The organism is Psychrobacter sp. CX5 (assembly GCF_057621535.2).
This window is the reverse complement of sequence record NZ_CM177735.1, coordinates 1,380,784-1,407,519: the sequence shown is the minus strand read 5'-3', so window position 1 is coordinate 1,407,519 and position 26,736 is coordinate 1,380,784. Positions and strand designations below refer to the sequence as shown.

General features: G+C 42.1%; 19 protein-coding genes. 7 read left to right on the top strand and 12 right to left on the bottom strand.

Annotation, left to right across the window (positions count from 1 at the left end):
• The first annotated feature begins 919 nt into the window (after positions 1-919).
• Complete coding sequence (locus AC21OG_RS05460; protein ID WP_487376333.1) at positions 920-3,208, top strand: cation:proton antiporter; 2,289 nt, start codon at positions 920-922, stop codon at positions 3,206-3,208.
• A 170-nt stretch (positions 3,209-3,378) separates the two neighbouring features.
• On the opposite strand, the gene tmk is transcribed toward AC21OG_RS05460, so the two are convergent.
• Both tmk and mltG read right to left on the bottom strand, forming a co-directional pair.
• Positions 3,379-4,044, bottom strand: a complete 666-nt coding sequence (gene tmk, locus AC21OG_RS05455) for a dTMP kinase (protein ID WP_487376332.1) — start codon at positions 4,042-4,044, stop codon at positions 3,379-3,381.
• Positions 4,045-4,058: 14 nt separating this feature from the next.
• The gene (gene mltG, locus AC21OG_RS05450; RefSeq protein WP_487376330.1) at positions 4,059-5,285 is read right to left on the bottom strand and encodes an endolytic transglycosylase MltG; all 1,227 of its coding nucleotides are present in this window, start codon (positions 5,283-5,285) and stop codon (positions 4,059-4,061) included.
• Positions 5,286-5,402: 117 nt separating this feature from the next.
• Here mltG and AC21OG_RS05445 point away from each other — a divergent pair, with 117 nt between their 5' ends.
• Together AC21OG_RS05445 and AC21OG_RS05440 are read left to right on the top strand one after the other, a co-directional pair.
• On the top strand, positions 5,403-6,167 hold the full coding sequence (locus AC21OG_RS05445; RefSeq protein ID WP_486545572.1) for a DpnI domain-containing protein: 765 nt from the start codon (positions 5,403-5,405) through the stop codon (positions 6,165-6,167).
• A gap of 135 nt (positions 6,168-6,302) precedes the next feature.
• On the top strand, positions 6,303-6,497 hold the full coding sequence (locus AC21OG_RS05440) for a DpnD/PcfM family protein (protein ID WP_487376329.1): 195 nt from the start codon (positions 6,303-6,305) through the stop codon (positions 6,495-6,497).
• On the opposite strand, the gene AC21OG_RS05435 is transcribed toward AC21OG_RS05440, so the two are convergent.
• Together AC21OG_RS05435 and AC21OG_RS05430 are read right to left on the bottom strand one after the other, a co-directional pair.
• The gene (locus tag AC21OG_RS05435; RefSeq protein WP_487376327.1) at positions 6,461-7,639 is read right to left on the bottom strand and encodes an aminotransferase class IV; all 1,179 of its coding nucleotides are present in this window, start codon (positions 7,637-7,639) and stop codon (positions 6,461-6,463) included. The two genes, AC21OG_RS05440 and AC21OG_RS05435, sit on opposite strands and share 37 nt — an antisense overlap.
• A gap of 164 nt (positions 7,640-7,803) precedes the next feature.
• The gene (locus AC21OG_RS05430) at positions 7,804-8,565 is read right to left on the bottom strand and encodes a hypothetical protein (RefSeq protein WP_487376325.1); all 762 of its coding nucleotides are present in this window, start codon (positions 8,563-8,565) and stop codon (positions 7,804-7,806) included.
• 693 nt (positions 8,566-9,258) lie between these two features.
• Here AC21OG_RS05430 and aroE point away from each other — a divergent pair.
• Positions 9,259-10,128: a shikimate dehydrogenase gene (aroE, locus tag AC21OG_RS05425; protein ID WP_487376324.1), complete on the top strand. Its 870-nt coding sequence runs from the start codon at positions 9,259-9,261 to the stop codon at positions 10,126-10,128.
• A gap of 35 nt (positions 10,129-10,163) precedes the next feature.
• On the opposite strand, the gene AC21OG_RS05420 is transcribed toward aroE, so the two are convergent.
• Positions 10,164-11,270 carry an FUSC family protein gene (locus tag AC21OG_RS05420; protein WP_487376322.1) on the bottom strand — a complete coding sequence of 369 codons (1,107 nt, stop codon included), beginning with the start codon at positions 11,268-11,270 and terminating at the stop codon, positions 10,164-10,166.
• Positions 11,271-11,900: 630 nt separating this feature from the next.
• On the opposite strand from AC21OG_RS05420, the gene AC21OG_RS05415 reads away from it, so the two are divergent.
• Positions 11,901-13,721: an acyl-CoA dehydrogenase C-terminal domain-containing protein gene (locus AC21OG_RS05415; protein ID WP_486545563.1), complete on the top strand. Its 1,821-nt coding sequence runs from the start codon at positions 11,901-11,903 to the stop codon at positions 13,719-13,721.
• Positions 13,722-14,601: 880 nt separating this feature from the next.
• Here the strand turns inward: AC21OG_RS05415 and AC21OG_RS05410 are convergent.
• From AC21OG_RS05410 to rapA, 3 genes are all read right to left on the bottom strand, one after another.
• A complete protein-coding gene (locus AC21OG_RS05410; protein ID WP_487376321.1) occupies positions 14,602-14,970 on the bottom strand; it encodes a 5-carboxymethyl-2-hydroxymuconate Delta-isomerase in 369 nt (122 codons plus the stop codon).
• A 34-nt stretch (positions 14,971-15,004) separates the two neighbouring features.
• Complete coding sequence (gene ybaK, locus AC21OG_RS05405) at positions 15,005-15,472, bottom strand: Cys-tRNA(Pro) deacylase (RefSeq protein ID WP_487376319.1); 468 nt, start codon at positions 15,470-15,472, stop codon at positions 15,005-15,007.
• Between the two features lie 477 nt (positions 15,473-15,949).
• On the bottom strand, positions 15,950-18,832 hold the full coding sequence (rapA, locus tag AC21OG_RS05400) for an RNA polymerase-associated protein RapA (protein WP_487376317.1): 2,883 nt from the start codon (positions 18,830-18,832) through the stop codon (positions 15,950-15,952).
• A 583-nt stretch (positions 18,833-19,415) separates the two neighbouring features.
• Here rapA and AC21OG_RS05395 point away from each other — a divergent pair.
• Positions 19,416-20,387, top strand: coding sequence for an NAD(P)-dependent oxidoreductase (locus AC21OG_RS05395; RefSeq protein WP_487376315.1), 972 nt, complete (start codon positions 19,416-19,418; stop codon positions 20,385-20,387).
• Between the two features lie 87 nt (positions 20,388-20,474).
• Positions 20,475-21,422 (top strand): D-2-hydroxyacid dehydrogenase, encoded by a 948-nt coding sequence (locus AC21OG_RS05390; RefSeq protein WP_487376314.1) that lies wholly within the window; start codon positions 20,475-20,477, stop codon positions 21,420-21,422.
• Positions 21,423-21,753: 331 nt separating this feature from the next.
• On the opposite strand, the gene AC21OG_RS05385 is transcribed toward AC21OG_RS05390, so the two are convergent.
• The 4 genes from AC21OG_RS05385 to AC21OG_RS05370 form a co-directional block, all read right to left on the bottom strand.
• Positions 21,754-22,287 carry an REP-associated tyrosine transposase gene (locus AC21OG_RS05385; RefSeq protein ID WP_487376313.1) on the bottom strand — a complete coding sequence of 178 codons (534 nt, stop codon included), beginning with the start codon at positions 22,285-22,287 and terminating at the stop codon, positions 21,754-21,756.
• Between the two features lie 651 nt (positions 22,288-22,938).
• Positions 22,939-23,847 (bottom strand): DUF8370 family protein, encoded by a 909-nt coding sequence (locus AC21OG_RS05380; protein ID WP_487376312.1) that lies wholly within the window; start codon positions 23,845-23,847, stop codon positions 22,939-22,941.
• Positions 23,848-24,025: 178 nt separating this feature from the next.
• On the bottom strand, positions 24,026-25,138 hold the full coding sequence (locus tag AC21OG_RS05375; RefSeq protein WP_487376311.1) for an ImmA/IrrE family metallo-endopeptidase: 1,113 nt from the start codon (positions 25,136-25,138) through the stop codon (positions 24,026-24,028).
• A gap of 424 nt (positions 25,139-25,562) precedes the next feature.
• Positions 25,563-26,456, bottom strand: a complete 894-nt coding sequence (locus tag AC21OG_RS05370) for an EamA/RhaT family transporter (RefSeq protein WP_487376309.1) — start codon at positions 26,454-26,456, stop codon at positions 25,563-25,565.
• Positions 26,457-26,736: the final 280 nt, after the last annotated feature.

Sequence of the window (26,736 nt, the reverse complement as noted above, 5' to 3'; positions counted from 1 at the left end):
CATTCAAAACTGGTAATATTCAAAAAGGCTAAACTCTGAAATACTCTCATGATAAGTGCTTTTGTGTCTATAAGCTAGACTGTTATAGCACAGCATTCACACACCTCAATTACAGTTACTTTTGAATTTAGTAAACATACTATGACATCTATCCACTGAGCTTGTTATTCACCAATCTTTATAAAGTGATGTGGCTTTAGGCATTAATAATAGGTATTTTTAATTGGGGTCTGCTAGGCGTGGCCATTATTTGAATGTCATGTGCTATTTCGTGATATCATAACCTTCGAATGTTTGCTGATTTTTAACAGGATTTCAATTGACTGTCATGTTACTCTCTTAATATAAAAGAGTGTTAATTGCGTTAGAGACCATTCGTTTTAAATAGGGGCTGAATAATTAATGGTTTTTCATCGGCTTTTTTTATTGATGCTTCTTAGTTAAGAATTGCTTTGTTCACCTTATTTTAAACAAAAACCTTGAGTCAGCACTTTGATATTTCATGATACGTCTAATGACAGATGTAAAAACCTAGTGCTAATACTTAGATATTAAAAGCTGGGTATTAAAAACTGGGTATTACCCCTCATTATTAAACGATAAACGTTAAAACCCATCTGTTAGACGAAATCTGTTAAAAACCTTTGTTTAAAGAACAGACGTTAAATAATAAAAGCCGAATAATGAACGCCGCTACTCCGCAAAGCCTAGAAATTTTAACTAGGCTTTTTTTTACAATGGTGATTAGCCTCTGTTGAACATTATGAACTTTAGTTATTGCATTTAAACCATACTGTAACCGTTTAAACGGCATCTCTTCTCTTTTGATAAACTGTGCAACAGAATTGATGACAGATCGAGGTCTCAGCTGACACAAAATGGCATCGTAATGATGTCTTGCATCTACAAGGAATTATTCATGGATACCGCGTTATTATTATCTGGCGTGCTTGGGCTTGGCATTGCTGCCCAATGGCTCGCTTGGTATTTAAAACAGCCCTCTATATTGTTTTTATTACTCATCGGCATTTTTGTTGGTCCAGTAATGAATTACTTCGATCCTGATGCTGTCCTTGGCGAGTTACTTTTCCCGTTTATATCCTTAGGGGTTGCCATTATCTTATTTGAAGGGTCCTTAACTTTAGAATTTGATGAAATTAAGCAACACGGTAAAGTAGTACAGATGCTGGTCTCAGTCGGTGTGGTCATTACCATCGCCATTGTTGCCCTATCGACTTACTTGCTCTTTGATGTTGATCCGCTGATTGCCTTGTTATTTGGCTCATTAGTCTGTGTCACTGGTCCGACTGTGATCATGCCTTTGCTCCGCAGTGTACGCCCCAATAAGACCATCTCTAATATTCTTAAGTGGGAAGGTATTATTATCGACCCTGTGGGGGCAATTGCTGTCGTTTTGGTCTATGAATACATCATCTCAGGCGGTGAGGCCAATAGCATCTTCTTATTTGCTGAGATTGTTATTATCGCTAGTATCATCGGTATGTTTGGTGCCTTTGTATTAGCAAATCTTATCAAACGCCATATGATTCCTGAGTTTTTGCACAATGTCTTTACCTTAGCGTTTGTGTTGTTACTGTTCTCAATCTCGAATCACTTAGAGCACGAATCTGGTCTATTAGCCGTCACCGTCATGGGGGTAGCATTAGCTAACTGGAAAGGTTTTCCACGCGATCAAATTTTAGAATTTAATGAATCATTAACCGTCTTGTTGATCTCTGTATTGTTTATCGTTTTAGCAGCTCGCGTTGAGCTCGACAGCCTGCTAAGTGTAGGCATCCAAGGGCTCGTGCTATTGGCTATTGTGATGTTTATTGCCCGTCCGCTATCCGTTTGGGTCTCATCGATGGGCTCCAATTTGAAAACATCAGAAAAAATGATGATCAGTTGGATTGGTCCGCGCGGTATTGTCGCAGCCGCTATCTCATCTTTGTTTGCTATTCGCCTGCAAGAATATGATATCCAAGGTGTCGAACTACTGGTACCTCTGGTATTTATGGTCATTATCGGTACAGTATTGATTCAGGGCTTAGGCGCTAAAATGGTGGGGAATCTATTGGGGGTTCGTGAGCCTGCCAGCAATGGGGTACTTATCGTGGGTTCAAACCCTGTCGCTATCAAAGTAGCCGAAGCTCTGCAAGATCAAGGATTTGATGTATTGGTGGCGCATAATAACTACACCAATATCGCTAAGGCACGTATGTCTGGACTGCGAACCTACTTTGGTAATCCCATCTCTGATCATGCCGATCGCCATTTAGACTTAATTGGTATTGGTCATCTGTTTGCGATGAGTATCGATAAAGAGATGAACACCTTATCAGAGTTGCATTATCGCCATGAGTTTGGTGATCAAAAGATTTACCGCCTTAAATTTGCTGATGATAAAACCAAGACTGAACGCGAGTCTAAACGTTCAGGGTTCACCTCACACTGGTTATTTGGTAAAGATGTCACCTACACCAAGATGGCGAGTATGCTGTCTAAAAAAGCACGGGTAAAGATTACCAATATCACTGATAGCTATACCTATAGCCAATACCAGGCTGACAACAAACAATTTGTGCCGTTATTTACCATTGATAAAGAAGGCCATTTGCATGTCATTACTGATGGCTCAGAAAACGAAATTACCCGTGATCAAAAATTAGTCGCGTTAGTGATTGAAGATAACGTACAACCTAAAAATGTTGACGTTACTGACAAACAAAACCAAGCCCGCGCCTTAGCAGACTCTCAGTTTAAAGCGTCGTCCAAAGCACCTGAGAAGCGCAAAGAAAAAGCCTTATCTGATGATGTTCGTGATCCCTCTTATGAGAGTGATTCTGATGTCACAAAAGCATCAAATAGCACCTCAAAACCGACGCAGGCATCGACAACTGATAACGCTACAAAATCGGAAGTGGATACTCAGTCGGCACCCACTGTGCTACCCCCCAAAACGTTAGAGGCTGAGCTTGCAACGAAGCTTGAAAAGACTATACAAAAGCACGCTGACAGCTCTGAGGGAGCACCCAAGACGGCTAAATCACAAACGTCTGTCAAATCATTACAGTCAAAGGACAATGGTAACTCTCAAGCCCCAAGACAGGCCAATGGCAGCTTAGATCCTGAGCGCTTACCAGACACAGCGGCTCGTAAAGGCAGTGAAGCTACCAAGAGTGAGACTACTAAGAAAGATGACAAATAGTTTCATATTAAGCCTACTCGCCATAATGGTAGACAAAAAAAGAGCACTCAATTGAGTGCTTTTTTTATGCCTGGCTTATTTGGATTGTTTCATTTTGCCTGGCTTATTTTGAGTGAGTCATTATAACTGACTGATACTGCGAGTGACACTAGATTGCTTGCATAGTCAAATCATTCGCAATATTGACTAACCGCCTGCCAAATCCGCTCAGACACGACCGCTATCTCACCACTGGCATCGATACGCTTGATACGCTTCGGATAAGCTTGGTACTGCTCATAAAAACCTTGATATACACGCTCAAAAAAGGCCAGCTTCTCTTGCTCGAAGCGATCTGCCTTACCGCGCTTACCAGCACGCGCCACCCCTTCTGCCACGGGTAAATCCAGCCATAGCGTCATGTCAGGCAATCGGGGTACAAACTGCCTAATCAAGCTGTCAATTTTGCTTAACATCGTGGGATCAGCGCCCCCTCTTCCATAGCCCTGATAAGCAACCGTAGAGTCTATAAAGCGATCACATACTACCCATTTACCTGCATTTAAGGCCGGCAATATCACCTTGTGCAAATGGTCACTACGGGCAGCAAACATTAATAATAGCTCTGTGTTATCGTGAATATCGGTCTGTGGATCGAGCAACAACGCTCGCAGCTGCTCAGCAAATGGACTGCCTCCCGGCTCACGGGTGCGAACATAGTCGATACCTTCTGCATCTAACTGAGCACATAAGCCATTAATGGCAGTGGTTTTACCCACACCCTCCGTGCCCTCAAAGCTTATAAACTTACCCTGACTGGTCGTCGTTGGCACAATCGCTGTCATAGATGCTGTCATAAAGGATCACTCACTTATTGATTGCTCTTTTGTTGACGCATGACGTTGAGATACTCTCTTACCGCTTGATTATGCTCAGCGAGCGTCTTCGTAAACTTATGACCCCCTGTACCGGTTGCGACAAAGTACAATGCATCACTGTCTGCTGGGTGCATCGCCGCCTCGATAGAGGCGATTGACGGTAGTGATATGGGCGTCGGTGGCAAGCCATCGATTTGATAGGTGTTGTAAGCGGTTTTCTCATCGATATCTTTACGGCGAATATCGCCATCATAGCGCTTACCCATTCCATAAATAATAGTAGGGTCTGTTTGTAAGCGCATACCTTTTTTTAAACGGTTAACAAATACGGCTGAGACCACTTCACGTTCGCTTGGTACACTGGTCTCTTTCTCGATAATAGAGGCCATGATGAGCGCATCATAGGGCGACTCATACGGCAGATCGTCTGCTCGATTTTCCCACGCTGTATCAAGCGCTTGTTGCTGACTTTGATACAAGTCAGTCAATACCTGCTTGTCGGTTACCCCTTGATTATAGTAATAGGTATCTGGGGTGAACCATCCTTCCAAGTTATCAGCAAACTCTCCATCAGGTGTATAGGCATCAATACCCAATAGCTGCTTAAAGTTGTCTTTTGGCGTTCCGTCAGCTTCTAAAACCTCTAATGTAATGTTGTCATTACTCGCCAAAACTTTGTAAAGATCCTCTGCCCGCTTTCCTTCAATGATTTGGACGGTCGCCATTTCAACCTTAGGCCCTTGCTTAAATATGTCCATCAACTGCATTAAGCTTGCATTCTCAGGTACTTCATACTTCCCTGCCTGCAGTGGCGTATCAACAGTAGACTTGATATATAACTTAGCTAAATTTGCTGAAAACATGGGCACATCGCGCTGAAACTGTGGTAAAAACCCATAATAACTCTGGCCTTCTTCTACCATCATGTCGCCCTTAGGTTGCGACGAATGACCAAAGAGGGTTTGATAGCCCATCGCTAGTACAAAGGCAAACATCAGTCCTAAAACCAACAGCAATTGGTAGCTTCGCTTTGAGGTAGTTCCTGAGGCAGGCTCTTTTTTAGTCGAGTGTTCATCACATACCAAAGACACATCGGTCTGAGGGGATGCCGATTTGTTCTCACTTTTTAGGGCGCTTGCCTTTGTTTTGTCTTGAACTGGCGGGGTTTTTGAAGGAAGATCGGTGTTATCTTCTGGCAAATTTGGGTTTGAATCGCTCATACATACTCACGAGATAAAAGTTTTGTAGAATTTAGCACTGTATGCAAGTATATTCAATGATGATTACACAGATAAGTCTGCTATTTTTAACGATCATACAAGATGCGGGACTCAAATATGAACTTACAGTTTGATAAACAGTTAGCAAAAGGCTATAAATCGCCCAGTCAAATAGCCAGAGTCCTGAGTGAAGATTGGGTAAGTAAACAAGGTTACTGTCCCAATTGTGGCAATACCCCTTTACAAAACTTTGCCAATAATCGTCCTGTCGCTGATTTCTTTTGTCAAAGCTGTCAAGAGCAGTATGAACTTAAAAGTAAAAGAGCGACACTAAGCAACGTCATTAATGATGGGGCTTATAACACCATGATAGAGCGCATCAGCAGCGATACCAATCCCAATTTTTTCTTTTTAACTTACTCTAATGAGCTGACAGTTAATAACTTTCTAATTATTCCTAAGCACTTTTTTACACCTGATATTATTATCAAGCGGCCTCCCTTGCCTGAAACAGCGAAGCGTGCAGGATGGGTCGGTTGCAATATAAACCTGAGTAAAGTGCCTGACCTTGGTAAAGTATTTTTGGTAAAAAACCAAACCGTAATTCCGCCAAATCTTGTCACTACTCAGTTTCATAAAACAACTTTTTTACGTACTCAAAATGCAAAAAACAGAGGCTGGACGTTAGAGGTCATGCAATGCGTGGATAAATTGCCCATTGCCTTTAATCTTAAAGATGTTTATCGGTTTAGCGACTACCTTAAATCTCGTTATCCCGACAATAATAATATTGAAGCCAAAATTCGTCAGCAATTGCAGATATTGCGTGGCAAAGGCATTATCGAATTCTTAGGTAACGGACAATATAGAAAGCGTTCATAAAATAGATAAAACACCCTGCATCGTTACAAACGACGATCAGAATTAAAGCATTAGCCCTCTATAATTATAAAAAACCCTCTCAAAATTAAAAACATTAATATCTTTGGATCATTAAAGACAAATAAGGTAATAGCAATGAGTAAACAGACTTTCTCGATTGAAATTATCGAAACCTTGTCATCGGTAGTTGAGGTAGTAGCGGACAATAACTTAGAAGCAGTAGAGAAGATTCAAGCACAGTATAAAGACGAAGATATTGTTTTAAATAGTGAACATCACATAAGCACTGAGTTTCATGTAAAGGGTTGCAATGACAACGCCAAGCGCTGATCCTTCACCAGCAGCTCACGCACGGGCATAACACCACGCACCGCATTGCAAAAAAACATCGAATGAATATTTTTTAAATCTTTACTGGTTAATATTCGAAGGGTGACGGGTTGATTGGCGCACTCAAGTCTATCCATAATGGCTTGACGCAATGTGCCTGCGACCCCAGAGGCTTCAATAGGCGGTGTTAACCACTTATTTTTAGTGCATTGAGACTTAGAATCAGTCGGTTTTAATTGATAAAAGACATTACTAGATACCCCCTCAACCCAGTGACCTGCCATATCACTAACCAAACCTTCTGCGACTTCAGTGTGCGTCATCTTTACACGCTGGAGCTCACCAGCGATCAAGACACTGTCTAGTCGATTTAAGGTTTTTAGACCCGCAAGAGGCTTAGGTAAGCTTGCCAGTTGTGAGGTTAGACATGTGGCAACGATTGGCGGTTGCTGAAGAATAATACCTGTTCTATAAAATAACCTATTTTTGTCAGGCTCACTGAACCTACTATTTGTAGTGTTTGCATTCGCCTTCCTCAATAGATTAATTTCTAGATTTGGTATAAGGTCGCAATTCACCATGTCGTCTAGCTGTTCAAGTGAGTTTTCAAGAGGAGAGCATTGACGGTCTTCATTAGGATTGGATGACATTATTGGGGTATCAACATGAGCAATACCATCAGAAAGGAAGGTGGCTGTTTTATCAGATAATGGATTACTTTGCAGCACCCCAATCCAGACCAAAGCGGAATTATCCTCTAAAGTCGCGGCATGCGCATAGCCCCTCAAGTCTTGTTCAACACGTGAGATAATAACTTTGATAATACCGTGTTGTATATTGTTAGCTAAGTCTATAATCGCTCGCCATAGCAGCTTTTGACGCTCTAAATGAAAATAGAGATAAAGCGCCTGACAGTGACTGTGGACTCTCGCTTGATGGTAGTGCAGCCCTAAAGGATCGCCCTTATGGACACCTATGGTGGTAAAAAAGCCATCACCATAGGCCATCGCGCGCGAACTGGGTATATCAGAGGGATCTAGGTATGAGGATTGTATAAGTGAAGGTCTGGCGACAAAAGCGGTATCGTCAAATTTAGCCATACCTGCATCGGTCAGTTGATACCAAGTCATGGCCTGAGACATATTTTATTCCTTTCCTAAAATGGCGTCACCTGCTATGACCCTGATTAGAACATGACGCTGATTAGAAAGAGTTATAACACTAAACCGTGATAAGGTGATATCAGCATCTAAAAATACACAATGAACATCGCAGTTAAGAAGCGATAGCGCGTTACATAATCACCTTAACTACCTTTGTTTAAAATCAGCATACAACTATAAAATTCACATTTTGCCAGTTCAACTTGCTTGCCACCGACTTCGCTATCTTTGGTTATTTGACGCCCTAACATGCTGGCAACTAGTTGACCCCCTTCATCGCCCATAAGGGCAGTGGCCACCTGATAGGCCTTTTTAGCATGATCAACACTTATCTGTTTTTCTTTATCTGAGTCATTGGGGTTTGCATAATACCAGCCAAACTCTAAATAGTTAGGAGAGTCGATAATATCTAAATAAGGTTGATCCCCTTCCATAAATCGGTATTTTACGGCGCTATTACTGGCGTAATCCAAGCTATTTTCATCCGTGGCGGTCACTTTACCAAACATTTTCTTCATTTGGTCAATGTCTTCTACACCAATATTAGTATTGCTGTTTGCTTTCCAATTTTGCACATCATAGCTAACAGGCTTTCCTTCAGGCTCAGCGGTTACGGCATTACTATCCTTAATATCTTGTTGATGCGCCTGCAACGCATCGTTGGTCGCTTTTGTTTCAGCAGATAGAGCTTCTGATGAGCTTTTTTCTACAGCACCTGCGCTACTTTCTTGATCCGTTTGCCCACAACCCGTGACTACCAAGCAGGTTGCCAATCCAATCGCTGCTATACGAGGCAACATTGAGTATGCTAAAAGCTTAGGGCTCTTAATAGACTTAGTACTGGAAAACTTGGTACTAGAAAGCTTGGCACTAGAAAACTTAGTCAAAATCATGCTGAAATTCATTCACGCACACCTTTTATTTATACTTATTTGATCTTTTAGGGCGAAAACGTTATCCAGATTTGAAAACGTTATTAGAGTTAGTAATTTGTTAATATACCTTAACCTTGGTACTTCAGCCTAACCTTTTTATGCAACCGAAACTTTTTATTAATCCTAACCATTTTGTTTAACAAGTATCTATTCAATAAGTTTCTTTTCAATTAGTTTCTATGTCATAGGTAGCTAGTGTATCCAAATCGCCGCCCATTGCATAGTGGAAAAAACATGAACCACTGCTAAAATCTTGCTAGGGCCTCTCCCTAAGATAGAGTGTTTGTTATCTTAACTTAGGGGATGTATAAAATCGACTAAGTAGGAAGACTGATAGCCTAAAAGCACGAGACTGTTTTGGTAGATTTTTTATCCTTTAACAACCATGAGACAATAGAGATCACATAATAACCATCAAGCCTTTTTATAGACTCTACCTTATTTATAGAGTCTTATAGACTCTAATACTACCAAATCGAGAAATAAACGTATCGAGCAAGGCCAGTCCAAACGCAACCAATCAAACTAATAAATCAAATGCTACCAATAGTAAGTTTAAACAACCTGACCGAGTCTAACAAACATTGGTTATTTTATAGAGCAGGTATGACTTATAATAATGCTTAATAAATGTACGACCTATCTCTTACTAACGAGTGACTTATGACAAACCCTGCAACTCACAATTCAGCTGCTAAGCAACACTCAGCTGTTAAGCAACACTTCATTGTTATTGGCAATCCGATTGCCCACAGTAAATCTCCTGACATCCACCAGCAGTTTGCAAAACAAGCTGGACTGTCCATCGAGTACAATCGTCAGTATTGTCCAGATGATGCGGCAAGCTTTGAGGCCGTGGTTGAGGCTTTTTTTAATGGCGGCGGTATCGGCGCGAATGTCACCGTGCCTTTTAAACAGGTGGCTTATAAACTGTGTGCGCAGCGTGGCGGATTATCCGACCATGCCAAAGTCGCGGGCGCCGTCAATACGTTGATGTTAAAAGATTCTAAGATATATGGCGACAATACAGACGGCCAAGGCCTCGTCAACCATCTTAAGACACTCGGTTGGCCGTTAAAAGCAGCTAACGTTGCTATATTAGGGGCAGGCGGCGCTTCTCGTGGGGTTATATTGCCGCTGATTGAAGCAGGGGTCAGTCAATTGACGATTGCGAATCGCACCGTGAGTAAAGCCGACGCATTGGTTCAACACCTGTGTGATGCCAGCCCTGATATTAAAGAGATTCACCCTAAAAGCGTAGCACTGACTGACTTAACGGGACCATTTGATATTATCATTAACGCCACCTCCATTGGCCTATCTGGGGACATGCTGCCACTTGATGAGAATCTTAGCTGCCACTATGCCTACGATATGATGTATGGTCGTGAACTTCCTTTTTTACGCCATTTCCAAGCACAAGGCGCTCATACTTCAGAAGGCTATGGTATGTTAATCGGACAGGCTGCCTTAAGCTTCGAGCACTGGACAGGGGTCAAAGTCGACCCCACCGCTGTTGCCACAACCGCTTAGCTTTTGTGCTTAACTTGTATGCCTATAGTTTGTGCTTAGACTTTTTGGGTAACCTTGTGCTTAATCATTTTGGCCTCAAGTGTCATCAGAGGCCGTCTAAGCCAAGTAGAGTGCATCACCACACCGCCTACTAACGCTATGGAGCATCCCAATACCGTATCCCAAAATCGTGCCTGAATGATGGCATTATGAGCAATAGTACCCGCCCCTTCTAGCGCGGCATGACCTCTTCCGTATTCGGCAATAAAAATAGTCATGGGGGTAATCATCACAACGGCTAACGCATAATGTCGCACAATGATGCCCTCAATCCAAAGAAACATCATAAAAATAACCAGCACCACCCCCATATTGCTCAGCGGCAGTGCCAGTAATAACCACGCCACCCCAACGCCGATACCCGTCCCCAATATACGATGTAACTGCTTAATCCATATTGTTCGCAGATGTATGCCTTGCAAAATAATATAACAGCTAACCGGTACCCAATAAGGATAAGGCATATGTAGCCACATCGAGGTCTCTAGCGCCAGTACCACAAAGGCAGTTACAATAACCGTCTCAGTCAGGAGTCCTTTCTCATAACGTCCTCTTTTAGGTGCTAGCTCGTCTGACGGCTTGACAATAAAAAGGTTATACAACAGGCCAGCGAGCCAAGCAAATGCCGAACCACTTGCCACCACCGCTATTTTTGCAGGCATCTCTGACCACCCTACTGGACTAAACATCGCAATAGTAGATGCCATCATAATAAACATACCAGCAGGCGGGGGTAAATGTAGGTAACGACCGATAAAGACTAACACCAATGCCACCATACTAAATATGGGCATCCGCAAGTGGGGTAGATTGTAGGCGATCAACCCCAAACTATAGCTGCTAACCATCACGAGTGCCATAAACAACAGCAGCCCCTGACGTTGGCGCAAATTGCCTGTGGACGGCTGATTTAGAATAATCATAGCGCCAAGTGATGCCAAGATACCCGTCGCCATTTGATGATATAAAACCCCAATTAAGATAGTCGCTGTGATCGTCGCTGCGGCTGTAACGACGAAATGCCAAGGTCTCGTGGTCGTCTTTAGGGTAAACAAATGACTGGCTTCACGCCTCGCAAGCTCTTTTATGCGCTGTTTGTACATAGGTCAGCTAATCTTTTAAACGGTTGGATGAGAGGATTATGATCGTATAGAGATCGAATAGGATAGAGGATGATGGTTAATGCATCTTTGAGCAGTCGTCAACAAATATAAACTCAAAGTGACATATGAACAACATCAATATAATGCGCCTAATTTTTAAACGCTATACTATATTGAGGGGTTCCTAATACTAAATACTAAGATACTAAATACTAAATACTAAATACTAAATACTAAATACTAAATACTAAATACTAAATACTAAATACTAAATACTAAATACTAAATACTAAATAAAAGAATAGAGCATCAGTATGAACCTTAGCCATAAATTAAATTATTATAATAATGTCAGTTCAGATATTCCTAGATATTGAACCATAAATATAATTATATCAAAATCTTACATGAACTCTAATAAAGTGTAGCTATACTCATAAAATCATAAAATATCTGTATTTTTGAGGGTTAACGCAACTAATTATTATAATATAGATGTTCACTAATGAATAATAGTTATAGATCATAGGTTTTTATATTAATTACCGTTATACTAAATTCAATGTCGTGATGCCATTATCGAATGCACTATGGCTGACTACTATACACCCAATTTCAAAGAGACCAATTATGTTAAGTTATAAAGCCCCCCTCCGCGATATGAAGTTCTTACTAAATGATGTTTTTGACTTTCAAACTCATTTTAAAGACTTAAGTAATGGTGAAAATGCGGATCCAGAAACCGTCGATATGATCCTTCAGGGCATTGCCGACTTCTCTGAAAACGTCATTGCTCCCCTGTATCAGCCTGCAGATGCAGAAGGGTGTCATTTTGAAAATGGTGAAGTGACAACCCCTAAAGGCTTTAAAGAAGCTTACGACATGTTCGTAGAAGGGGGTTGGCAAGGCATTTCATACCCTGAAGAGTACGGCGGTATGAACTTGCCAATGTCCATCAACCTTATTAAGTCTGAAATGATCGGAACCGCTAACTGGCCGTGGACTATGTATGCTGGTCTAACTACTGGCTGTATTAATACCTTACTTCAGTATGGTACTGATGAGCAAAAAGACACCTACTTGCCAAAGCTTGTCGAAGGTACGTGGTCAGGCACTATGTGTTTGACTGAACCACAATGCGGTACTGACTTGGGTCAAGTAAAAACCAAAGCAGTACCTCAAGAAGACGGTACTTATAAACTTAACGGTACTAAAATCTTCATCTCAAGCGGTGAGCATGACCTAACGGATAATATTATCCATATCGTTCTTGCCCGTCTTCCAGATGCGCCTGAAGGGACTCGTGGTATTTCACTATTTATTGTGCCTAAGTTTGATATCAATGAAGAAGGTGAAGCTGGCGAACGCAACGGTGTTTCATGTGGTTCAATCGAACATAAGATGGGGATTTCCTCTTCAGCTACCTGTGTCTTGAACTTTGATGACGCCAAAGGTTACTTAATCGGTGAGCCTAACCGTGGTCTTAAAGCCATGTTTACCTTTATGAATACAGCGCGTATTGGTACAGGTATTCAAGGTCTTGCCCATTGTGAGCTTGCGTTCCAAAACGCCCTACCTTATGCCAAAGAGCGTCGTTCAATGCGTACCCTATCTGGCACCAAAGAGCCGGATAAAGTAGCTGATGCCATCATTCATCATGCAGATGTACGTCGTATGCTATTGACCATGAAGGCATTCGCTGAAGGCGGCCGCTCAATGATTTATCATGCTGCCCGCTATGCGGATAAAATGTCACAAGGCGTCGCTGAAGGCAACAACGAAGAGTTTGAGAAGTGGGATGATAAATTAGGCTTCTATACGCCTATTATTAAAGGCTTCTTAACTGAGCTTGGTATTGAAGCGGCGAAAGAAGGTCAGCAAGTATATGGCGGACACGGCTATATTAAAGAGTGGGGCATGGAGCTTATCGCTCGTGATGCACGCATTGCTACCCTATACGAAGGTACCACTGGCGTTCAGGCGCTTGATTTATTAGGTCGTAAGGTGATCTTACAGTCTAAAGGTAAGGCTATCCGCGACTATACCTCAAGCATTATGAAGTGGTGTGGCGAATATGCCTTAGACAAAAACATGCGTAAATATGTTTGGGCACTTACCAAGCTATGTGCTGAGTGGAACACCTTAACCGTTCGTCTAATGCTAAGCGCGCGTAAAGATCGTGAGATTATATCTGCCGCTTCAGTCGATTACTTAATGTATTCAGGCTATGTGATGATGGCCTATCATTGGGCACGTATGGCAGCAGTAGCGCAAGAAAAGCTTGAGAACGGTGGTACTGAAGCGCCTGAGTTCTATACCGCTAAAATCCAAACGGCAAACTTCTATTTCGATAAGATTTTGCCACGTACCTCAGGTCATGCCGAAAGTATGGTAGCGCCAAGCTCGTCAATGACGGATATGGACATCGAGAACTTTGCGTTCTTAGATTAAGTCTTAATCTTTATAAAGTTTAACCTCCACAAAAAAACGCCCTAATTTATTAGGGCGTTTTTTTGTGAAGGTTGATTTGTGAAATTCTTTTAAATATTGATATCTTTGTCGCACTCTTTATTTTATAAAACCAATCAGTAGCTAATCCTGCCAACCGCTTGTATCTACTAAGTTAGGCGGTGCGAGCTCTAAGGCTATCGGCATTCCTGTTATCTCGATACTACCGCTAGCCAAGTACTCGCAACCGCCTAACTCAGTAGGATACCGCTCATGTCAGGGCTAAACCGCTCTTTCTTTTGACAGTCATTTCAGGGATAGAGTCGTTAAATGAGTGATTACTCACTCATAGACAGCGACTTATAAGTGCCGTATTACACGCCGTTTAATGGCGACAAACAGCTCAAAAAGCTGGCTATCGTACAGAAGCGGTGGTACTACCTAAAAGCGTCAGTAAAGACTTATGTGACTCGTAGATAAGTATAACTATTACCCCATTCTCAACTCTTAACGTAGGCTGTGGCTTTAGCCCAGCATTTTTGATTAAAGGTTTTAATTTGCTGGGCTAAAAGCAGCAGCCTACAATGAGTTTTAATAAGTTAAGAACCAGGTAGCTATTGCTTAAATGCACCAGTTCTACAGGTATCACTTAAGTCAACTTATCATTAAACTAAAATATAGTCAGCGAACTAGTAAACGGTTACGGCGTTAACCTCGTTAAGCCTACTCCAGTAGTACTTGCACTGGGTTGCCTTGTAACCATTTTAGACTTCTTTGACTCTACTTGAGTGTCTCAGAGACTCTTGTCGTTAATAGACTATACTTGTGTGGTTTACATGGTTTGAGTGACTTGCCTGTCATAAAATGCTAAAAAGCTAAAAGGCTAAATCCTACTCTTTTTATACGCGGCGCTTAACTCCACCACCTCTACACAGTATTGTACTTTAACCCTGCCGGACTGCTGACCTTGAACCGTGTCTTGCAAACACTGATGTAGTTTATCAGCCAAATCATCTCGGATCTGCTGACTGCGTCCCGGCATCAGTCGCAACTGGATATAGACAAACCCTTCAGCCTGTTGGTCATCCTCTGTGCCGACTAAGAAGGTTTCTAGATCCATTATTCTGGCTTTAATCGCGTGCGGAGAGCCAAAATGACCAGTATCCCATAAGGTAGTATTCAGCTGCTTTAATAAATGTTCAGGGTTTTTGATAGTGACGTTGGGTGTGGCTTGTACGATGACATGTGGCATAGTGTATCTCTTTAAAGTAAGGTTTGAATGAGGTCTAGTCAACAATATCGGCAAAATTAGCCGACAACGCGTTGCTCAGCTGCTGTGGCGGTAGCTCAATCTCAAGCCCGCGCTTTCCACCGCTGACATATATACTCGCCAATGACGCAGCTGACTGATGAATAACCGTCGTTAGACGCTTCTTTTGACCTAAGGGACTTACCCCTCCGAGCACATAGCCTGTCGTGCGCTCAACCACTTTTGGCTCCCCCATTTGTACCTTTTTAACTCCCAAAGCCTTAGCCATCTTTTTGAAGTTTAGCGTGTCACTTACGGGCAAGATTGCCACGGCTAATTTATCGGCATCGGTTGTCACTACTAAGGTTTTAAAAACGTGCTCTGGTGCGACGCCCAATTTGTCAGCAGCCTCTAAGCCATAAGATTCTGCGCTCGGATTATGTTCGTATTCATGGATTTGATAATCAAGTTTTAGCTTTTTGGCTACATTAACAGCGGGCGTCATGGCGTTTGTTTCCTACCTCTTAGTATCTTAAAATAATTAAGTTTAAGGTTAAGGTCAATTTTTTATCGTTATCCCTATCTTATAGCAAATCTAGAAATTAAACTATTAGGGCGTGTGGAACATTCGCAAATTAGCACTGCTGATAGCTAAAATCGTTCCATTGAGCATGACCGAGTTTAACTAGGATTGGATGTTTTTTAGAAATGATGTCAGTAAAAAAGGTGTGAAAAGAAAGAGCGGTTTAGCCTTGATTGTAGCGGATATAATGTACGGTTGAGTGAGTCTTTCAGAAAATCGCAGATTTTCTCTTGCGTCGGGGCAAAGCAGTGCTTTGCTTTATCCCTCCTCAGGCTAGGTTTGGGGTGGCGACGCGAAGCAAGCGACGACCCAAACGGTAGTCACTGCCTCGCTCATAGCAGTAGATAGTAGCGAAAGCAAGATTAGCTCCTAACTACTATCTGAATCTTGCGGCGAGTGCTAAGGTTTAATAGCGACCAAGATTCGAATACTATCTGGCACCAGTGATAGATTGCCCAGCGCTTGCTCCCCTTGCGCTTTAAGGGACTGTAATCGCTCAATCTCTTCGTCACGCACGTTGGGGTTCACTTGTTGTAGGTGCTGAAGACGGCTAATTTCACGCTGCCAAATCTGGCTAAAGCGTGCTAACGCTTGCGTACTAATATCATCAAGCTTGCTTTGGGCAATGGCTTCGGCATCCTGATAACGCGACTCAATCACCTCACTGCGCACTTTGACCACTTGACGAGCTCGGTTCTTATCTAAGCGTTCGATATGCGGCACAATCATGTCAGCGGTGATGCGATCTGATAAATCTCCGCCCTGCTCGCCCAAAAATACGCGTAATACTTGCGTCGGTAAATTGGCAGATAAGTTGAGCACTTTTGGCGCAATAGTGGTAATCCTAAAGTTGACCTCCAACAGCAACATACCCTCTGGCACAGTGTTGCTTTTGAGCATCGCCACCGTAGTATTGCCAAACGTGCCCGAGTTTGCCATGTCATAAATGGCTAGCATCAGCGGATGCTCATGGGTGATAAAGTCCATGTCCTCACGCATCAAGGCTTGGCTACGCTTGAAGGTTAGGGTCATGCCATCTTCGGATATTGGTAGATTTTCGACATCGGGATGCTGACTGTTTTCCGCTTCTGGCGGATGCACCACCCACGAGCCATCACGCTGGACACTGTGATCTAAATTCACCGAGGCGAAGAAGCGATCTAGGAACGATGGCAATAGATTGTTGGCATCAAAGTCGCTCATCGCATCGGCAATACGCGCGGCGACACGGGGACGACAGGAGTTGTATTCGAGTAGACGATCTCGACCAGACTGTAGCTCTGCTTCTAACTGCTGACGCAACGTACGGGCATCATCAATCAGTTCTGCCAAGGCTTGACGGTTTTCATCACTACTCTCACCCTCAAGCAGCGGCTTTAAGTCCATAATAAACTGCTCTTGGACGACTTGAGCGGTTGGTGATATGTGATTAAAGATATCGAGCGCCCCGTCATACCACTGGTACATACGCTCTTGCGCAGTGCCTTGGACGTAGGGAACGTGTAGGGTAATCTTTTGGTTTTGACCGATACGATCGAGGCGCCCAATACGCTGCTCTAAAGTGTCTGGGTTAGCCGGTAAATCCCACAATACTAGATGACTGGCGAACTGGAAGTTGCGACCTTCAGAGCCAATCTCAGAACATAGCAATATCTGTGCCCCAAGCTCATCGGCAAAAAAGGCAGCCGCTTGGTCACGCTCAAGTAAGGTCATTTGCTCAGTAAAGATGGCGGTTTTGATACCGGCATGTAGACGCAGCACTGCCTCTAAGCTTTCAACGGTAGCGCCACTACGAGCAATGAGCAGCACCTTCTCGTGCTTCAGATCCTCTTTGAGTAACTCAACCAACCAAGGGACGCGGGGATCATCTTCTAGCCAGCTACCATCGGGTTGGTTTTCCTCACCCCACAGTTGCTCACGTAACTTGCCACAGGTTTGATAGTTGCCTATCCAAGCGTCAGGGCAAGGCAGAGGGTGCGGGCGACTGGCTCGACCGTGAAAGCCCTGTACACTATCGCGCGTATTGCGGAATAGCACACGGCCTGTACCGTGACGGTCTAATAACTGATTGAGTGCGTAAGTGCGAAGCTTATCGTCTTCATTGATATTGGCAAGCTCATCCGCATCTTGCAAGCCAAGCAGATGAGTCAGCGCACTGATTTGGCTCTCAGTCAGCGGCTTTTCATCCATCAGTATCTCTGCCACGGCGGCCGTATCAGAAAACGCCTCTTGACCAGCAACAAAGTCCTCTAAATCATCAAAACGGTCTGAATCTAGCAAGCGCAGTCTTGCAAAGTGACTCTCGACACCAAGCTGCTCTGGTGTCGCAGTGAGCAATAACACGCCAGGCGTTTGATGCGCAAAGTCAGCAACCAGCTCATATTTATCATTACCGCCCTGCTCTGGATCCCAGTGCAAATGATGCGCCTCATCGACCACCAACAAATCAAATCCTGCCTCCATCGCTTGATCGTACAAATCGTGATGGTCGACCAATAGATCTAAGCTGGCAATGATGCACTGCTCTGTGGTAAAGACGTTTTGATCAGGATTGTGCTCTTTAATAGCCGCGGTACGCACTAAGTCAAAAAGGGCGAAATTTAGATTAAAGCGGCGGCGCATCTCAATCATCCACTGATACTGCAAGCTATCTGGCACCAATATCAGCACACGCTGTGCCTTACCCGTAAGCAGCTGCTGATGGATAATCAGACCCGCTTCTATGGTCTTACCTAGACCGACCTCATCGGCAAGCAAAACTCTCGGTGCGATACGCTTACCCACTTCATGAGCGATATATAGCTGATGCGGGATAATATCGACACGGGCGCCCATGAGCCCTTTTAGAGGATGTGCCGCTAGTGCCGACTGCATACGCAATATGTCTTGGCGTAGCTCGTACCAGTCGCCACGCTCTACTCGCCCTGCTAGCAATCGTTCTAATGGTTTTGCTAACGTGATATTGGCTGCCAAACGGGTTTCCATAATACCACGCGGATGCCCCTCCACATGATACTTGAGTACCCCCATCACCTCGTCAATACCTTGCACGATATGGGTATTGCCATCTTGATCGGTGATTTCATCCCCTACTTTGAACGCGACCCGAGAGAGCGGGGCTGAATTTTTGGCGTAGACCCGCGTCTCCTCGCTTTGGGCAAATAAAATATGCACACAGCGGTCATCAACATCAATAACAACGCCTAAGCCTAGTTCGGCTTCGGTGTCAGAAAGGTAACGTTGACCTACGGCGAATTCGGGAATTAAAGCAGCTATTGTCATAAATCAGTCAGTTCTATTAGTAAAATATGGATTGTGTCACGTTTTTGCTAAGCATTAAATTAATCGTCAGTCAGTCATTTTATTGACAGTCTCTATTCATTTTCATTTGCCTTTTTAATAGGCTTTGTCTGACGAGTCCATTCATTTGAGACTAAGCTATTTAAGACTAGGCGCTTTCAGATGCCTATTATAGAGGATTATAGTGACTATCTGCCTAGCTTTATGAGGTCAAAGTAATTAATTTCTATAGTTAAAGTCAGCAAAATTGCGCTATTTATCATTTATGCTGATTTTATTCCTTTAGCAAACCCTATAACTCTATGATTTTTAGGCTTTTAAATTTTAACCCCATCTCACCTAATATCAAGAGTCAATGCGTTAATTACCCCATTAATTTGTAGCGATAGCTTTCAAATTCTTATTGTTTCAACCTCTTTTTTGTTGTTTGCCCCATTAATCAAAAACAATACAAAAGTAATAAGCGTTGTGTCATCACCCTTAACGGCTTTTAGTTACAATCTATACTATTAGGATTTAGCGAAAATAATATCACGATAAATAAAACAATAATAAGGAGCATGTCATGACATCAAGTACAACAAAAGGTAAAACCGTCCTATTGGATGAAAAAAGATTTTCAAAAGGCTTAGAACTCACGCCACCAGAGAAGGTAGGCGAGTACATCACCTATTACGAGACCCCGCAAGATAATAGCGTTATTATCGAGCGCTGTCAGGATGCCGAGATTGTCATTGTTGGATCATTAAGAATTGAACGTGAAGTGATTGAAGCGCTGCCTAACCTAAAGCTGTTGCAAGTGACCTCTGTCGGTACCAATCAAATCGACATGGACGCTTGTAAAGACAATGACGTCGAAGTGTACAATGCGCCAGGCTTTGCGACCCAAAGTGTGGCAGAGCATGGATTTATGCTTATGCTAAATGCCATGCGAGCAGGTGTCCATTATCACAATGCAGTGCTCGATGGTACGTGGCAAAAGTCGCGTCAAGTGTCTTATCTCGATGAAGAGCTGATTGATATCCATAACTTAACCATCGGCATCATCGGCGTCGGCTCAATTGGCAAACGTATGGGCGAGCTTGCCAATTCGTTTGGCATGACGGTGTTGTGGGCAGAGCACAAAGGCAAAGCGCCTCGCGATGACTCTTATACTGACTTTGACTCTGTGCTTGCCGCCTCTGATGTGCTCAGCCTACATGCGCCGCTGACAGAAGAAACCAAACACCTTATTAATGCTGAAGCCATTGCAAAAATGGATAAAAAGCCTCTCATCGTCAATGTTGCCCGTGGTCAAATTGTCGACAGCACCGCCTTAGCTGAGGCCATAAAGAACGATAAAATCTTAGGCTATGCCACCGATGTGTTCGAAAAAGAGCCTGCGAAAGCAGACGACCCCATCGTACAACTGGCAAAAGACAATCACCCCCGTGTTATTCTCAGTCCTCACCACGGTGCCGGTAGTAAAGCGGCGCAAAGAAAGCTGTGGAACATCGTGTGTGAGCAAATAAACGAGTTTATTAAAGAGCAGTCCTAAAACCTGTATTCACCGTTAAGATTCATGACAACTCAAGGTCCGTCGAACCATCTATATCATAAGTTATAAATTATAAAAGGTTATATTATGAAAGCCGTATTTTTAGATAAAGGTACTTTTTTAGATTCAGTCGACTTATCAGCACCTGATGGCGTCACCGATTATGTCACTTTTGACGACACTGAGCAGGACGATGACTTGATTATTGAGCGTTGCCAAGATGCCGATATTATCCTTGCAAACAAGGTTAAGATTGGCCGTGAAGTTATCGCTGCCCTCCCCAATCTCAAGCTCATTCAACTGACTGCGACTGGCATGAATAATGTCGATAAAGACGCATGCGAAGAGCATAATATCGAGCTTTACAACGTCGCTGGCTATGCGGTCAAAAGTGTGCCCGAACATACCTTTATGCTGATGCTTGGGGCACTGCGGGCGGTGGTTCATTATCATCAAAAGGTCATCGACGGCAGCTGGGAGGAATCGGGTAGCTTTAGCTTAATGGATGTGCCGCTGATTGACTTAGAGGACAAAACGTTAGGCATTATCGGTGTCGGTACTATCGGCGAGCGAGTGAGTCATATTGCCAAAGCCTTTGGTATGAAAGTTCTTTGGGCGGAGCATCAAGGCAAAGCGCCACGTAATGATGACTATACTGACTTTGACACGGTACTCAAAACCTCCGATGTCATTAGTCTGCATTGCCCATTAACTGAGGAAACCAAACATCTCATCAATAGCGACACCTTAGCGAAAATGGATAAGCACCCGTTAATCGTGAACGTCGCTCGTGGTGGTGTGGTCGACTCGCAAGCCATGTTTGATGCGGTACAAAACGAGCAGGTCATCGGCTATGCGACAGATGTATTTGAGCAAGAGCCTACCACTGAAGACGATCCGCTTCTCAAGCTTGCCAATGACAAGCATCCTCGAGTGATATTCAGTCCGCACAATGCTTGGGGTAGTACTGCCGCTCAAGAGAAGCTGTGGGAGATATTGAGTGAGCAGGTGAGTGAGTTTATTGAGAAGCAGTAAGTGAGATGCTTTTTTATGACTCTCTAAATCTTAAATCCTCTTTTTGAAGAGGATTTTTTTGGTTGAAGGGTTATGCGGGGTGACGGTAATCGTTCTTTAAAGACTGTGGTCGTACCTCGTCCCTCAGCGAAGGTCAAAAGCTTGCCTAATTATTGTTGGTATTGGCTTAGAACCGTAAAGGTGAGGCTTTAGTTTTTGTTTTTGTTAGGGCAATTATTTAAAACAATTGAACCGTAGGCTGTGGCTTTAGCCCAGCAATTGATAAATTTTTAAAATTTGGCTGGGCTAAAGCCACAGCCTACCTAACCTTTTCAATCCGAATATGGTTTGCCTAATCATACTTCACATCGATAGTATCGATTAAACCATTTTCACCCCAATCTTCCGTATATATTCCTGCATCAAAATATTTACGCAATGTGGAATACTGCCAATCCTTTGGACTATTCACATAGCGATGCTTAACGGGATTAAAGTGTATATATTCTATATGTCTTTGATAGTCTAAATTATTACGTATGCGATGTTCCCAAAATCTTCTTTGCCATATACCTCTTTCACGTTTTTTATGTCGTGATTGAGATATTGACTCATCTTTATTCATTCGACGAGAGAATTGGCTTTTTAAACTGGCAATAATTATTGAATAGTTATCGCTGCTCTCTGGTAATGTCAAAATTATGTGAACATGGTTGGGCAGAACGACCATAGCATCCAATGTGAATTCATGGTTATTTTTAGTGTCACGGTATGCCATGCGAAACTCAGCGATGTAATCCGTCAGCAGTGATGATTGCCTATCTTGTAAAACGAAGGTTATAAAGTAGCAACCGCCATAGGTGTTGTCTCGTATATAGCGACGCATTAATTGACCTTGTGAATATGGGTTTTATAAACCAGATGCTTTACTGTAATGGCGCATGGGTTTGAAAGCTTCTAGATTTGACTTTATTCTACCTCATGAGTATCAATTTAGCTTACTTAAATGATTAACCTTAAGTGTAGGCTCTGGATTTAGCCTTTCGCTTTTTTGTTAGGGCAATTACTTAAAACACTTAAACCGTAGGCTGTGGCTTTAGCCCAGCTATTGATTAATTTTTAAAATTTCGCTGGGCTAAAGCCACAGCCTACATGTCTGATTTAAGATCTAAAGCCAAATATCATCGCCATCACAGTTTATTAAATAGTAAAAATTATGCAGGGTAATGTTAGTCGTTCTTTAAAGGTTAGCTCAGTGCTCATACCTCGGCGTAGGACGAGTGCTTGGAAAAATTTAATGGTTTTTTGAATTAGCAACCTGAATCTCAACTATTTTTTTCTTAAGCCTTAATATAGCAGGGCTTAAAATATTTTATTGAAAGATTTGACCTTTATAAGCCTTAAATTATCAATAACTCATAAAGAATTGAGAAAGGGGCATTAGAACTTAGGTTTTATTTCAGTGTCTATAAAAGTTTAGGATAAAAAAATGGGCTAAGTTTAAACCTAGCCCATCTTATACAAGGAAGATTCGAAGCTATGCTGCGTTAAGTTGCTCGTAACGATATGGTGCATGAATTCGTCTAAACTGCTCCATAGATTCAGGATGCTTTTCAACAAAATCGTTTATAGCTACTTTTCCAACAGCGTAGTATTCAGGATAGTTAAGCAAGTCATCCAAACCTACATACTTCTTACCATTTTTACGAGTTTTAACGCATTTAAGATTTCTCCTAATGGCATCTTCGATAAAGTAGGGAATCAAAATATGTCGTATGAAATATTGAGCAGTGTATACAACTTTATCAGACAAAATAATCTCAGGTATTAAAATTATATATTGCTCTTCATTAGTCTTTGGATCAATAACATGTGGCAAGTCAAAATAATCAGCTTGCCATTGCATAGTCAATTCACAGAAGTACATTAACTTCTTCTGAGTACGTTGCATTGGAATTAAGTGTTTAAGACATTGGCTTTGAGTGAACTTTATGAAACCAAGTTTACTGACTCCTAAAACTATGTCTGAAGTTCTATCTTCTGCGATACCCTCACATACAACTGTGCACTCTTCAAGATTTGACACACCTTTAGAAGTTATAGCTTTCGACTCAAACATCACATCCACTAAGTTTTTAGACAATGTCTCTCCCGCACCATTCCCATTAATATTATTCTTGGTATAGCCAATACCAGTGCCTTTGGTTTCAGGGAAACGAGGACACAAGTCGTGAGCCTTTGACCTTTGATTGGTCCTGACTAGATTTAGCAGTTCATACATATACACATTTAAAGTTTTGTTAATGTTTGATATGTAAGAGTTTTCTTTATTTTGAGACAAACGATAAGAGTCTATAAACAACTTAGTATCTTTAGTTATGTCCAAATCGAAAAACTCAAAACCGTTCTCAGGCTCATTTAAGCCCATAGCTTCTGAAAATCTCATGTTTTTTACCTTTTGTTCATGAGGTTAAAATTCACGAAAATCCCCAGTCACTCAATTTTATTGAAAAACTGCTTATAATTAGTTAATATCATAGTCCGCCAAAGATGCTGATATTCCTAATTAGGGATATTTCGTATCGACTAGGGGTAGCTGTTTTAGTTACCCCTTTTTATTTCAACTAGTTCAAGGTTTTACCCTCCACTTCGTAGAAATCTTTGTATAACAACTCAAAAGTTTCAGTTGTTAAATCCAGTTCATTCAGTAAGTTGTCTAACTTACCTCCTGATAAATCTTTCAATAGCTTATTAATTCTATGTGGTTGCTCTAACTCAATAGGGTATGGTTCAACCTTTCTAAATCCATGCATAGCCATCTGCTTCCACAAACTTGTTGACTGATTTGGAGTAATACAACCTAGCGTTTTTGCTCTAAAAATTAAAGCTGCCATCGATACTTTCCAATACTTCTTCAATTCAGCATAGTCGATTAATCGTGTTGTATGTAAGCTAGACTTTAATTCGTCTTCTGGCATTAGTAATTCAGCAGCAAAACTATTTGCTTCATCTTCCATCTCTTTAGTACATATAGGCTCATTAGAATGCTTTAGATAATGACATAACTCATGGGCTAAGCTAAATCGATAGCGGTCACCAGGTTGATTTTTATTAATAAAAATCGCTTTTAATCCATTTCTACCTTTAGAAGTCACCCCGTCAACTTGTGCATCAGCAAAATCACAAAGAAAAATATCAATACCCATGTCTTCAATATGTTTTGTAAGGTTTGTAATAGGATTATTACCTATCTTCCAAAGCTTACGCAAACTATGAGCAAGCTCTTTATCCGTTAAACTTACATACTCTTTGAAATCTATAGTTTTTCGTTCTTCTCTATTTACTAATTTTTCTTGATGGTCTGTCTTAATAGTGATTTCTGCAAGAATCTTATTAACCTTATATATAGGAACAGAGGCCTTTTTACGATACGCATGGAAACTAAGGGCGGATACTCCACCAACGTGATTAGACGTCATCAAAAATGATTTGGGGAAACATAGTACCTTCATAATAGTAGTTAATGTGTCCTCAGATGGAATCAAATCACCCTTTTCAATTTTTGATAAAGATGATTGAGAAACACCCGTTTCTTCAGCTAATTTTTTTTGACTAAGACCTAGTAACTGTCTAGCTAAAACAAGCTTTTCGTAATTTAAATTGTTCATGAGCTCCCCCGCATAAAGCAGTGCCGCTATTATTATTCCCACAATATATTTAATGATAGTATCTGTCAAGTTATATCGTGATTTTTTACCATGAAATATTCCTAGATATTATACCTATCCCATATTTTAAAGTGATAATGACAAGGTTTGTAATTCAATCTCGTGGTTCAACTTATCTGTACCAAATGCTAGTTACACCTTCAATGTAATATACGTGACCTAATTGTTCTGTTAGCTTTTTACTCATAACTTTCTCCACTTCAATATAATTAATATTGCCTTATTGAGGAGTTTAGCCCCGATAGAAGCGGATATACTGCTGGGGTTAGCAAGTTGTGGACGCTTGGTATTGGGTGGCTCGCGAAGCAAGAGACACTCAATGGCTTAGCGCACCGCCTTGCTAAGACGAGCAGATAGTAGCGGATAGCGGGATTGGCTACTTATTATTCACTGGGTTTATGTTGTGAAAGTTTAGATGGCAACAAACCTCTGCTTACCCCCAAAACAACACCAGCACACAGACCACGGCCAACACGATACCTAGCATATTGAGCTTACTCAACGTCTCTTTAAACGCAAACACACCGACTAAGGTTGCTACCGCAATCACTCCGACATTCATACCGGTAAATACCACGCTTGGCGATTCAGCTAACAGTTGATGGGCTTTGATGTAGGCGTAAATATTGCCCATATTCAGTGCCCCTAACAGCAAACCTGAGGCCAATGCCTTGCCACTCCATTTGGTTTTATTAACCAGCAAATAGATAAATAGCAACCCGCCAGCCAAGCCAAATGCCAAAAATAAGGTCAAGGGAAAAGCAGCGCCTTGTTTGGCCACTTGCTTGAATAAGATATCAATCACCCCATAGCCAAGCCACACACTGATTAACCAGATGCCTACTGGTAACGGGGAAGGTTTGGTTGTGATGTGTTTGGCAATGACGTTTGGTGCGACAATCTTATTAGTTTCAGGCGTAGGTTGACGATAGACTAAGGCAATTAAAGCCAGAAAGCCGATAGCAATACCTATGGTGCGCTGTGTGGTCAGTACCTCGTTAAATAACACAAACGCTGCTACAATCGGGATAATCAGCGACAGACGCTGGGCGGCATCGGTGGCAATAATGCCAACACTTTCAATCGCTCGACCTAAAATAACAAACACTAACGGCAATAAGATGCCCAACAGTAGTATGATAAGCCAAGCACTGCCTAAGTCTGCAATCGTGCTGACGTCTGGCTTTAATAACACCCACGTCAGCAAAAATGCGACGGGGTAGCCTGCAACAATAGTCTGGCGGATATCAATGTGGTGTTGGCGCAAGACTTTAAGTAGCACCGATACGGCAACACTACAAAGTACTGCGATAATAAGATAGGTCATAGAGTATCGTCCAATGTTATACCAATGTTATAAAGGGAACCGCTGTTATAGATAGAGCCGAATATTAGGGGCTTTATATTATAGGATATCCGGTTGTTTCCAAAGTGAATTAGCCATTTATTAGAGCACACGTTATTTAATCGCCATTTTTTGAAGCACAAGTTTTAGAACACAATTTATGAGCGCCTATATATGGCGTCTTTTGAAAGACCTCTTACGCCGCAACTACCTTAGACCAAATCTTAACCCTATCATTAGCTAAATTATGACGTATCCTTTT

Bases quoted from the DNA above. Each gene is read 5' to 3' on its own strand.
- AC21OG_RS05410 (WP_487376321.1), bottom strand. From the start codon at position 14,970: ATGCCACATGTCATCGTACAAGCCACACCCAACGTCACTATCAAAAAC.
- AC21OG_RS05395 (WP_487376315.1), top strand. From the start codon at position 19,416: ATGACATCAAGTACAACAAAAGGTAAAACCGTCCTATTGGATGAAAAA.
- ybaK (WP_487376319.1), bottom strand. From the start codon at position 15,472: ATGACGCCCGCTGTTAATGTAGCCAAAAAGCTAAAACTTGATTATCAA.
- aroE (WP_487376324.1), top strand. From the start codon at position 9,259: ATGACAAACCCTGCAACTCACAATTCAGCTGCTAAGCAACACTCAGCT.
- AC21OG_RS05390 (WP_487376314.1), top strand. From the start codon at position 20,475: ATGAAAGCCGTATTTTTAGATAAAGGTACTTTTTTAGATTCAGTCGAC.
- AC21OG_RS05420 (WP_487376322.1), bottom strand. From the start codon at position 11,270: ATGTACAAACAGCGCATAAAAGAGCTTGCGAGGCGTGAAGCCAGTCAT.
- rapA (WP_487376317.1), bottom strand. From the start codon at position 18,832: ATGACAATAGCTGCTTTAATTCCCGAATTCGCCGTAGGTCAACGTTAC.
- AC21OG_RS05415 (WP_486545563.1), top strand. From the start codon at position 11,901: ATGTTAAGTTATAAAGCCCCCCTCCGCGATATGAAGTTCTTACTAAAT.
- AC21OG_RS05435 (WP_487376327.1), bottom strand. From the start codon at position 7,639: ATGTCTCAGGCCATGACTTGGTATCAACTGACCGATGCAGGTATGGCT.
- AC21OG_RS05380 (WP_487376312.1), bottom strand. From the start codon at position 23,847: ATGAGATTTTCAGAAGCTATGGGCTTAAATGAGCCTGAGAACGGTTTT.
- AC21OG_RS05430 (WP_487376325.1), bottom strand. From the start codon at position 8,565: ATGAATTTCAGCATGATTTTGACTAAGTTTTCTAGTGCCAAGCTTTCT.
- AC21OG_RS05460 (WP_487376333.1), top strand. From the start codon at position 920: ATGGATACCGCGTTATTATTATCTGGCGTGCTTGGGCTTGGCATTGCT.
- AC21OG_RS05445 (WP_486545572.1), top strand. From the start codon at position 5,403: ATGAACTTACAGTTTGATAAACAGTTAGCAAAAGGCTATAAATCGCCC.
- AC21OG_RS05370 (WP_487376309.1), bottom strand. From the start codon at position 26,456: ATGACCTATCTTATTATCGCAGTACTTTGTAGTGTTGCCGTATCGGTG.
- AC21OG_RS05440 (WP_487376329.1), top strand. From the start codon at position 6,303: ATGAGTAAACAGACTTTCTCGATTGAAATTATCGAAACCTTGTCATCG.
- AC21OG_RS05385 (WP_487376313.1), bottom strand. From the start codon at position 22,287: ATGCGTCGCTATATACGAGACAACACCTATGGCGGTTGCTACTTTATA.
- mltG (WP_487376330.1), bottom strand. From the start codon at position 5,285: ATGAGCGATTCAAACCCAAATTTGCCAGAAGATAACACCGATCTTCCT.
- tmk (WP_487376332.1), bottom strand. From the start codon at position 4,044: ATGACAGCATCTATGACAGCGATTGTGCCAACGACGACCAGTCAGGGT.